We start from the raw sequence: 6,897 nt of genomic DNA, 5'->3' as shown, positions 1-6,897 counted from the left end.
TTGAAATTGAAAAAGAATTTTACAACAAGGCTAAAAAATCAATGCTTAACCTTGAACATATTAACAAGTTCGAACAGTTAGAACTAATTTAAGGTTTGGTTTCTATGAAATACAAGAGTAAGGGAGTGACATTGTGAAATTTTCAAAAGAAGCATTTAAACAACATGCGGACAGGAATATTAAAAAGATCCTGTTTTCCCATATCGATGCGTTGGATGGAAAAGAAGTCATTTTTAAAAATGGCTCAAAGTACGGAGATATCCCTTACTACGAGGTTGGAGATGAAGCGTTTCATCTTCATCCAGTGTTAAAAGAATGGTGTACAGATGAAAGGGTTGAGCATAATGCCTAATTTAATAATTGGAGATTCTATTGGAACTAAAAAAATCACACAAATACATGACAATAAATTGAGGTCTTTTATTTCTCCAAAAATCCAAGTTAACGGTGAAATGGTGTTTATCAAGGATGATAGCCCCAGTGGAATAAAAGAATGTACAACAAGGTATGAAGCAAAAAAGGAAGCTATAAAGGCAAGAGAACAGCTAAAACAAGCGTTATAAATTTTAAGCAGGGTGTTTCCTGTTGAACGATGATATGCACTAAAAGAAAGGATAGATGTCAAATGAAGATTAATAAATTTTTATCTAATCAAGATGAAGAATTTTTAAGAGAGTGTTTTATCGAATTAGAAAGTTTTCGAGAAAACGGAATTCTAATCGAAGGGGAAATCCGTAAATTAAACAATCAGTTTTTTAATGGCAATCCAACTACTCTTTTCACAATAGGTGAACTGGTATATAGAGAAATTGCAAAACGCCACTTTGGTTAATATATATTCCGAATGATATGAAACTTAATGATAGTCCAGTTGATTAGGAGGGAAAGAGGATGAATTTAAGAGAAGCTATGGAAATAGTAATTGCTGATTTTTTAGAAGACAACCAAGGTGGTATTGGTTATGTGCAAATTGCTGATATGAGTACTAAAGAAAAGCGAGTATTAGCGAGTAATCTTGTTTCCACAGATGAATTTTTGGAACGTTTAACCGGAGCTGTTGAGGATGTTATTGGAGAGTATTTTAACGATTACGGGGACGAATACGAGATATACGATTAATAAACACAAGGTAGGATTTGTTGAATATAACCATTTTGCTAAGGAGGAAAGTTATGATTAAGTACTTCATTTCTTACACCTATTCAAGAGTAAATGGCTTTGGTTTCGGGAATTTCGAACTCCATAGAAACGAAGAAATCAAAGATATTTATGACATTCAAAAAATTAGCAAAAGTATTGAAAAGGATTTGGCTCATCAAGAAGGGTCGGTTGTGATTACAAATTTCATTAAACTACCCTAATAAATAGTTTCTAATCTTTAGAAAACAAAAGTCAGAAGGTTAGGATTTGTACATTAAGGAGGAATTCAAATGCCAAAGATAGATGGAGGTGCTAAGAATGTCCATGATCGGAGAAGTAACGGTTTGGTACATGACAGAGGAAGAACGTCTTGCATATATAGAAAAGCATCCAATCAAACCAACTGAAAAGCCAAAGGGAACATCGTTTGGCGAGGCGGCCGCGCAATTAAGTCATGCTAGCCATAAACCAAGGTGGGCATATAGCAATTTAAGAAGTAAAAGGGGTTAATAATGGTTGAAAAGTGCGATAAATGCGGAGAAATTTTGAGCATTGAAAAAGGTGAGGATTTCTTCATAGAGACCAAGAACGGAAGTCTTGTACTATGCGAGAAACATTGGATTGAATACGAAGAGAAATAAAAAAAGCCAGGACTTCTCCCAGCCAACCCTAATGTTAATTATATCATATGGGAGGGGTCCTAGTGAAAGAAGCTGCCAGCAAACAAAAAGAAATAGAAGATGTATTAAAGGACTACCACTGGATGATGAATTCGATTAAAGTCCTTAGAAAATCAATGAATGATGCAGGGGAGGGGTTGACAACCCGGTTTGAAGATGCGGACATGCCAAAAGCCAAAGGCACTACAAGCGACCCTGTTTACAGAGAGGTTGTGCGCAGAGAAAAACGTTGGAAAATTGTCGAGAATTATGAAAGGAAAATTTCCTTGATCCAAGATAGATTGCATTTAATCAAGGATGACAGGGAAATAGAGGTTCTTCATTGGCTCCTAGATGGAAAAAGCTATAGATGGATTGGGAATCACATGGGATTATCGTTTTCCCACATCAAAAGAATTCGTGATTCTATTGTCGTGCAGTTAGCAAAGGAAACAAATGGCACAAATGGCACAAAAGACACGAAATTGATTAAACAAAAATCCGCGTGCTAGCATTGAAGGCAGGACGGGGAGGAAGTTTCCTCGTTGGTTGGTAAGCCATATTCCCTGTTTGGACGTCACCTTTCGGTGGCGTTTTTTCATTGATATTTTTAGGAATATATAGGTGAATAGTTGCAGGAAAACATCCCCTTTTGTCGAAGTTTAGTGGATGAAGGGAATGATGATAATGGAAAAAATACTAGGAAATTGGTACAAATCGAGCATAGGAAATTTGGGGATTTCATTCATCTGCGGGTATTGTGGCAGTAATGCTGGTCCATCAAATTATTATTTCGTTGATCGGTCAAGTGAGGTTAAAAATCCTCCTAGCATATATATTTGCCCCAAATGTAATCGCCCGACTTATATTTTTAAAGATGAACAAGTACCTGGTCCGATAATAGGTGATGACATTGAGTTTTTACCAATTGATGTAGAGCAGTTATATAATGAAGCTAGAAAATGTATATCAGTAAATGCGTACACTTCTGCTGTATTATCTTGCAGGAAATTATTAATGAACACGTCCGTCACAAAAGGTGCAGAATCGGGGAAAGGTTTTGTGTACTATGTAAATTATTTAGAAGAAAATCATTACATTCCACCTGATAGTAGAGAGTGGGTTGATATGATTCGTAAAAAAGGTAATGAAGCAACTCATGCCATACCAAGTATTAGTAAAGAGGATGCAATAGAAATGCTCGAATTCACATCAATGCTTCTTAGATTTGTATACGAATTACCTGGTAAAATGACAAAGTATAAGAAATGAGATATAGGCACCCACTGAGGTGCTTTTTTAATGCCTGAAATTCGGAGGTGTAGGTGATATGTGATGCCTAACTGGGAAGAAATTAGAAAAGAATTTGAATCGTCGAAGATTACTTTAGCTGCTTTAGCTGAAAAACATGGTATTAAATTAGGAACCTTGAAAAGTCGAAAAAGCCGTGAAGGGTGGTCAAGAGGATCGCCTAAAAAAGATGCAACCAAAAATAAAAAGGTTGCAACCGTGGAACCAGTTATTGAATCGACTGATTTAACAGACAAGCAAGAGTTATTCTGCTTATACTATATTAAGTATTTCAATGCAACTAAGGCTTATCAAAAAGCTTATGAGTGTGCCTATTCAACTGCAATGGTAAACGGACATGGCTTACTAAGAAACCCTAAGATAGCTACTGAGATTGAGAGATTAAAGCGGGAACGGCAGCAGGGTATATTCTTGGAAGCACAAGACATACTCCAAAAGTATATTGATATTGCTTTTGCAGATATAACCGACTTTGTAGAATTTGGTCGTGAGGAAGTACTTGATGATTTAGGAAATCCTTTTGAAGTGAACAGAGTGAAGTTTAAAGAGTCAACCGAGGTAGACGGCACTTTGATAACTGAAGTAAAACAAGGTAAAGATGGTGTATCGGTTAAGCTGGCCGACAAGATGAAAGCTTTAGAAATGCTCTCCAAATACTTTGACTTGTTATCAGAAAATGACAAGAAACGATTACAGGAAGAGAAGTTGAAGGCTGAAACAGCGAAAGCAAAAGCAGAAGCTGAAAGATTGTCCAAAGAAAATACAGTTGATGACTTAGAAGAAATTGTCATTGTCGATGAATGGAGCGATGATGATGACAACTAAGAAGAAAAATAGAGTTGTCTTTGATGTCCAGAAGAATGTCAATCCACACTTTAAAGTTGTTTGGACATCAAATAAGCCATACAACATCCTAAAAGGCGGTCGTAACTCGTTTAAATCGTCTGTCATTGCCTTGAAGCTTGTATTTATGATGCTTAAGTACATCATGCGAGGGCAAAAGGCAAATGTAGTCGTTATCCGTAAAGTAGGAAACACTATTCGTGATTCCGTGTTCAATAAAATCCAATGGGCCATAAAGCTTTTTGGAATGACCAAGCGTTTTAAGCCTACCGTAGCACCTTTCAAGATTACGCATAAACGTACTGGATCGACGTTTTATTTCTATGGTCAAGACGACTTCCAAAAGCTTAAATCAAACGATATTGAAGATATTATTGCTGTTTGGTATGAAGAAGCAGCAGAGTTCAACAGTGTGGAAGACTTTGACCAATCGAATGTTACGTTCATGCGGCAAAAGCATCCATTAGCTCCTTTTGTCCAGTTCTTTTGGTCTTACAATCCACCACGTAATCCGTATCACTGGATTAACGAGTGGTCAGACAGTCTAAAAGGCGAAGATAACTACTTGGTACATGAATCCAGTTATCTTAATGATGAATTAGGTTTCGTAACCGAACAAATGCTTGCTGATATTGAGCGAATAAAAAGCAATGACTATGATTATTATCGTTATATTTACTTGGGTGAGCCTGTTGGACTTGGCACGAACGTCTACAACATGAATTTATTTAAGGGATTAGACGAGCTTCCTAGTGACGATAGAATCATAGCTTTGTATTATTCAATGGATACTGGACACAGTGTTTCTGCTACTTCATGTGGTTGCTATGGATTAACCGCAAAAGGGAAAGTAATTCGACTGAACACCTATTACTACAGTCCTGCTGGGCAAGTGAGGAAAAAGGCTCCTAGTGAATTGTCGAAGGATATTCACGATTATATTAAAGCCACATCAACACAAGAATACTGGAAAGGCGCTAGAATCATGAAAAGGACTATTGATAGCGCCGAAGCTGCATTAAGAAACCAATATTATAAGGACTTCGGTCAACATTGGGACCCAGTAGCAAAGAAAAAGAAAGTAGATATGATCGATTATGTTCACGACCTGTTAGCGCAAGGTCGTTTTTATTATCTTAAAAAGCCATATCCGATCGAAATGAAAGATGCAAATAACAATAAATACGTCAATAGCAATGACGTTTTCATCGAAGAACACAAGAAGTATCAATGGGATGAGAAAACATTGAACACTGATGATCCTAAAGTTATCAAGGAAGATGACCATACAGTCGATGAATTTCAATATTTCTGTACAGCCAACGCTAGAGACTTGCGGTTAAAAGTCTAGGAGGTGAAGCCGTGAAGGTGATTCAGCGCATCAAAAACCTATTTAAGAGAGGAGGTTATGCATTGAGTGAACAAACTCTTATGACCATTAACGACCATCCCAAAATAAACATAGATCCAAAAGAATTAGAGAGAATTGAACGTAATCTTAGGCAATATCAAGGTGATTATCCACCAGTCAAATACGTTAATTCTCAAGGACAGACTAAAGAGCGTGATTATATGACGCTCAACCTTCGGAAATTAAGTGCAAGTGTACTGGCTGGTCTCATCTTTAATGAACAATGCGAAATTGTCGTATCAGATGCGGATGAAGAAAATAACAAGCCAAACACCTTTAAAACAGCAAATGATCTTGTTCAGCATGTCTTTGAGCATAACAAGTTTAAGAAAAACTTAGCTGAATACTTGGATCCTACACTGGCGCTAGGGGGATTGGCAGTAAGGCCATATGTCGATATTCAAGCAAAAGAAATTGAGTTTTCATGGGCGATTGCAAATGCTTTTTTCCCATTGCGGAGTAATAGCAGTGGGATATCTGATGGTGTTTTAAAGTCTGTTACGACTAAAAATGTAGGTAATAAAACAGTTTATTATACGTTGCTGGAATTCCACGAGTGGAAAAAGAGTGAAGATGGTACGAGTCTGTATGTGATCACAAACGAACTTTATAAATCAGATGACCCAAACATTATCGGAAAAAGAGTGCCATTAAACGAAGTTTACGAAGGATTAGAGGAAACCACGACAATAAAAGGATTGTCTCGACCGTTGTTCAATTACCTTAAACCAGCAGGCTTTAACAACATCAATCCTCATAGTCCGCTAGGTTTGGGGATTGCTGATAATTCGGTGCATACACTTCAAAAGATTAATGACACTTACGACCAGTTTTGGTGGGAAATCAAAATGGGGCAACGCACTGTGTTTGTGAGCGACCGAATGCTTGCAACACTACCGGATGAGAGTGGAAACCCTCCTATCCAAGTGTTTGACCCTGATGTAAACGTGTATAAATCCATGCGTATGGGTGCTGATGAAGAGGTTATCAAGGATGTAACAAGAGATATCCGTACTCAGCAATATATTGATGCTATTAACCAGTCACTAAGGACACTGGAAATGGAAATGAAATTGTCTGTGGGTACATTCTCTTTTGACGGAAGAAGCATGAAAACAGCTACAGAAGTGGTCAGCGAAAATGATTTGACCTATCGCACTAGAAATGAACATGTGTACGCAGTGGAGCAGTTTATAAAAGGCTTGGTCGTCTCTGTATTGGAGTTGGCAAAGGCTTTTAATTTGTTTAGCGGTGAGATACCAACCTTTGAGCATATTGGTGTCGATTTTGACGATGGAGTGTTTCAGGACAGGTCAGCGTTGCTTAAGTTCTATGGACAAGCTAAGACATTTGGTTGGATTCCAGACAGTATAGCCATAGAGCGTGTGTTTAAAGTGCCAAGAGAGACTGCTAAGGAATGGCTAGAAGAGATAAAGAACCAACAAACAGAAATGGATCCAATTAATATAAGTGAGCGAGCGTCAAAGCAAATGTTTGGTGATGAGGAGTGATTGGGATGCTGATTTTTGTCTC

The 6,897-nt window shown here is 37.5% G+C and carries 11 protein-coding genes; all 11 read left to right on the top strand.

The window, feature by feature from the left end; translation table 11 throughout:
* Positions 1-133 precede the first annotated feature (133 nt).
* Positions 134-352, top strand: coding sequence for a hypothetical protein (locus FCJ93_RS23710; protein WP_137744856.1), 219 nt, complete (start codon positions 134-136; stop codon positions 350-352).
* A complete protein-coding gene (locus FCJ93_RS23705) occupies positions 345-563 on the top strand; it encodes a hypothetical protein (RefSeq protein WP_137744855.1) in 219 nt (72 codons plus the stop codon). The genes FCJ93_RS23710 and FCJ93_RS23705 overlap by 8 nt, the downstream gene beginning before the upstream one ends.
* A 62-nt stretch (positions 564-625) precedes the next feature.
* A complete protein-coding gene (locus FCJ93_RS23700) occupies positions 626-832 on the top strand; it encodes a hypothetical protein (RefSeq protein ID WP_137744854.1) in 207 nt (68 codons plus the stop codon).
* 59 nt (positions 833-891) lie between these two features.
* On the top strand, positions 892-1,119 hold the full coding sequence (locus FCJ93_RS23695) for a hypothetical protein (protein WP_137744853.1): 228 nt from the start codon (positions 892-894) through the stop codon (positions 1,117-1,119).
* Between the two features lie 53 nt (positions 1,120-1,172).
* Positions 1,173-1,361 (top strand): hypothetical protein, encoded by a 189-nt coding sequence (locus FCJ93_RS23690; RefSeq protein ID WP_137744852.1) that lies wholly within the window; start codon positions 1,173-1,175, stop codon positions 1,359-1,361.
* A 97-nt stretch (positions 1,362-1,458) separates the two neighbouring features.
* On the top strand, positions 1,459-1,650 hold the full coding sequence (locus FCJ93_RS23685) for a hypothetical protein (RefSeq protein ID WP_170211396.1): 192 nt from the start codon (positions 1,459-1,461) through the stop codon (positions 1,648-1,650).
* 193 nt (positions 1,651-1,843) lie between these two features.
* Complete coding sequence (locus FCJ93_RS23680; RefSeq protein ID WP_137744850.1) at positions 1,844-2,311, top strand: helix-turn-helix transcriptional regulator; 468 nt, start codon at positions 1,844-1,846, stop codon at positions 2,309-2,311.
* 175 nt (positions 2,312-2,486) lie between these two features.
* Positions 2,487-3,071, top strand: a complete 585-nt coding sequence (locus tag FCJ93_RS23675; RefSeq protein WP_170211399.1) for a DUF4145 domain-containing protein — start codon at positions 2,487-2,489, stop codon at positions 3,069-3,071.
* A 63-nt stretch (positions 3,072-3,134) separates the two neighbouring features.
* Positions 3,135-3,935, top strand: a complete 801-nt coding sequence (locus FCJ93_RS23670) for a terminase small subunit (RefSeq protein ID WP_137744848.1) — start codon at positions 3,135-3,137, stop codon at positions 3,933-3,935.
* A complete protein-coding gene (locus FCJ93_RS23665; RefSeq protein ID WP_211344149.1) occupies positions 3,925-5,304 on the top strand; it encodes a PBSX family phage terminase large subunit in 1,380 nt (459 codons plus the stop codon). Before FCJ93_RS23670 ends, FCJ93_RS23665 begins: the two co-directional genes overlap by 11 nt.
* A gap of 62 nt (positions 5,305-5,366) precedes the next feature.
* Positions 5,367-6,875, top strand: a complete 1,509-nt coding sequence (locus tag FCJ93_RS23660) for a phage portal protein (RefSeq protein ID WP_137744847.1) — start codon at positions 5,367-5,369, stop codon at positions 6,873-6,875.
* Positions 6,876-6,897 lie beyond the last annotated feature (22 nt).

Source organism: Robertmurraya siralis, from assembly GCF_005502275.1.
GTDB lineage: Bacteria > Bacillota > Bacilli > Bacillales > Cytobacillaceae > Robertmurraya > Robertmurraya siralis.
Note: the sequence above shows the minus strand (reverse complement) of the source record. Positions and strands in the feature narration are given on the sequence as shown.